We start from the raw sequence: 2,518 nt of genomic DNA on the forward strand, positions 1-2,518 counted from the left end.
TATAGACAGTTTGATCTTTTAAATTTAAATTTCAACTTAATTTTCCTAAATGAGAAGTCTTTTCAAAGATCATGGGTATAGATACTAAATTCCATATCTTTTGAACTTCGTCTTCATCTTCCGTTTCAATATCGAATTCTTTTAATGAGTCTGATTTTTTAAGGATTTCTGTTGCTTGAGTATCATAATAATCGAGTAACTCTTTAATGCTTTTATGATCTTCCGGATAACCAGCACGTAGTATATTTTTATAAATGAAGAAAATTCCAGGGCGCATTAAATGCGTGCCTTTTTGAGGTTTAAATGAGAATGATATAGAAGAAATTGTAACCTTGTCTCCTTTTTCAACTCTGAAGCCACCATTTTCGGCTCGTCTCGTAAAATATGTAGTCTTTGAACATTTTTCACAATCTTTAGAAATATGAAAGCCTTTAATAGGTTTTAAACTTTTTCCACAATCGCCACAAAAATTGCTAGCTCCAGCATCTGAATTCAAAGCTTTACTCCTTGTATGCCTAACGCAGCAATAAGCGGAAATTAATGGTTGGCTATAATTTGTAGCGAAGCGGAAAAAAGCCAACTGTTAATTTTCCGTTTAATTGCCTTGTTATGTGCCTAAAAAATGAAGTTAGAAAGAATACCTTGATCTAAACATACTGGTAAGCTCATGTTCTATATCGCTTTCCTCCTTAAGTTCACTTTCATCTATAGGGACGATTTTTTTACTGAAATTTAAGAATGATACATTTAAATTTTTAAGTTTTTTAAAGTAATCATCTTGATCAATCAGATCAATTCCATTTTGATTTTTTAGCCAACCTCGCGACTCTCCCTCATATGCAAGTAACCAGCTATCATCATATAGCGAAGTAGGGTGAAGCAAACCATTCCAGTTCCGAAGATCTAAGTTGCAATTAAATGACCCTCTTTCTTTTGCCATAAAAATAGAAATAATAGCCATTGGGTCTTTAAGGTTTGGAAGATTATTAAAGTCGGTCGCAATAACTATTTCTAGCTCTGTTATTAACCAGAATGCCCAGCAAACTTCAAATCCAAAGTTATTATCAATTCCATGCTGAGCAATTTTAACAAGACCTTCCTTTATTTTTTCAGTGCCAATTGGGTAACCATAGGATTTATAAGAAACAAATATTTTTGAAATTTCAATTAAATTTTTAGTTTCAGCAGAAGCTATTTGTAAGCATATTGATTCAACAAGGTTCCAATTTTCTCTATGAATTTTTATTGGTTCTATTTTCGCAATAAAATAAGCAAAAGCATTGTCATATGGATTTTTTTTATAAATATCTATAGCTAGATTATATAAATGAATTACATCTGCTTTTTGTTCAAGTATACCTTTTCGTATTTTAAAATTTTGAATGTTTTGAAGATGGATATTTTCAACAATTGCTGGCATTTCTTCAATACGTGTTTTAGCTTCATTAGCAGTTAATTCAAATTGTCTTAATGCACGATTAATTGTGTGTCTTACTGTCTCAGCTTCTGAGTAAGAATCAGCAAACAAGAAAAAATCATCTATAAACCTTATACCATTCACTTTGGGATCAGATTCTTCAATAATTTTATCAAGTGCAACACCTATAATTTCAGATATAACTCGCGAGGTATCTGGCCCTATTGGAATTCCTAGAGTTTGACCATCTTGCATATTTCTAACTAATCGGTTGAGTTTATTCCCCCACAAAGTATCCGTACGATTACTTTTTGATTCGGTTTTTCCATGTAGAGCCCAAGGAATACTATGTGTGTAGATAGAACCATAAAATTTAGAAATATCCGCTGTTACAAGATACTTTGACGAAAAACCTTTAATTATTCTTTCTTCAATAAATTCCTCATATAAATGAGAATTTGTAATTGCACGAATGCTTTCACTTTTGGAAGTGGAGCGACTCATAGTTATACCGCTCAAGTTGTAAAAGCGACCTATTTCATTTGATTTTTCATCTAATAATTTTGCGAGTAGCGTAAAATGCTTAGGATTTGGAATGGCGATATTTCGTCTAAACCCAGCTTCTTTTGGAATACTTAGTTTAATCAAATGACTTGTTTTAGGCGCTGCTTCAAGAATTGTATTGTTAATTTGTAATGATTTCACAAAACTGGAAGAATCAAAAAACGAAGGAAACTCCTTTGGGAAATAGCCCTTAGACATAAAATCTTTTGAGTTCATGTAAACCTTATTTATTGTTTATATTAATGCTAGCTTCAAATTAAGCAAGGCACATAACGCCTCGTTAACTGGCGCGTAGGTTGGCGTTGTTTTTGCGCTTTTTCTTTTGCAAAAACGATGACAGCCGTTATGCGTCTAGTTGAACGACTTGTTAGGCTTTAAACCCACAACAGCGGGCGTAAACCTTTAATTTTGTTAATTTAAGTAACCTGCTGACTGGCGATAAAAACGTAAGCGTCTGGGTAATGGCACCTAGCTACGCTTAATATTCCATGGTAGCAACGCATCAATATCATTCGGGTTTTCAGCAATCTGCTGCAA

The 2,518-nt window shown here is 33.1% G+C and carries 2 protein-coding genes; both read right to left on the minus strand.

Annotated features, from left to right (window positions below; translation table 11 throughout):
• Positions 1-31 precede the first annotated feature (31 nt).
• On the minus strand, positions 32-496 hold the full coding sequence (locus tag G322_RS0118680) for a hypothetical protein (protein WP_022943193.1): 465 nt from the start codon (positions 494-496) through the stop codon (positions 32-34).
• Between the two features lie 132 nt (positions 497-628).
• A complete protein-coding gene (locus tag G322_RS0118685) occupies positions 629-2,197 on the minus strand; it encodes an RNA-directed DNA polymerase (protein ID WP_022943194.1) in 1,569 nt (522 codons plus the stop codon).
• Positions 2,198-2,518 lie beyond the last annotated feature (321 nt).

Origin of the sequence: Psychromonas hadalis ATCC BAA-638, from assembly GCF_000420245.1 — a bacterium.
Taxonomy (GTDB): Bacteria; Pseudomonadota; Gammaproteobacteria; order Enterobacterales; family Psychromonadaceae; genus Psychromonas; species Psychromonas hadalis.